At 23.5% G+C, this 422-nt stretch carries 1 protein-coding gene; it reads right to left on the bottom strand.

The window, feature by feature from the left end; genetic code table 11:
* The coding region (locus BTM36_RS28550; RefSeq protein WP_168189853.1) for a hypothetical protein at window positions 1-422 on the bottom strand (422 nt) is incomplete at both ends.

Below are 422 nucleotides of genomic sequence, written 5' to 3'. Positions count from 1 at the left end.
TGAAGTCAACATTGTACTTATCAACTAATTCTTTTAAATTATTCTCATAAGTATTTAGTTTTTTGCTTAAATCTAAATAAGATTTAAACGCATCTCTAGTTATTGTTTTTATAGATTCATAAAATTCTTTGTTGGATGATACATAAACAGCATCTTTAAATTCTTCATTATTCATAATTTTATTTTCTTTAACAGATAAATCGGTTATATACAACTTTTGATAGTTTGTTAATTCCATTCCATCTTTTAAATAGTGTTTATAATGCTTTTCAATAAATTTGTTTGCTTCTTTATTAAGAATTTCATCCGCAATCATAACAGCTTCTTTTTGATTAGTAATTTCATTGATATTTTCTTTGTTTTCTCGATTAAATTCTGACTTAAATAACTCTGATTTTTCCCAATGAGAAAGCTGTATTTTC

The sequence above is a fragment of the Herbaspirillum sp. VT-16-41 genome (assembly GCF_001994935.1).
Classification (GTDB): domain Bacteria; phylum Pseudomonadota; class Gammaproteobacteria; order Burkholderiales; family Burkholderiaceae_D; genus Herbaspirillum; species Herbaspirillum frisingense.
Note: the sequence above shows the minus strand (reverse complement) of the source record. Positions and strands in the feature narration are given on the sequence as shown.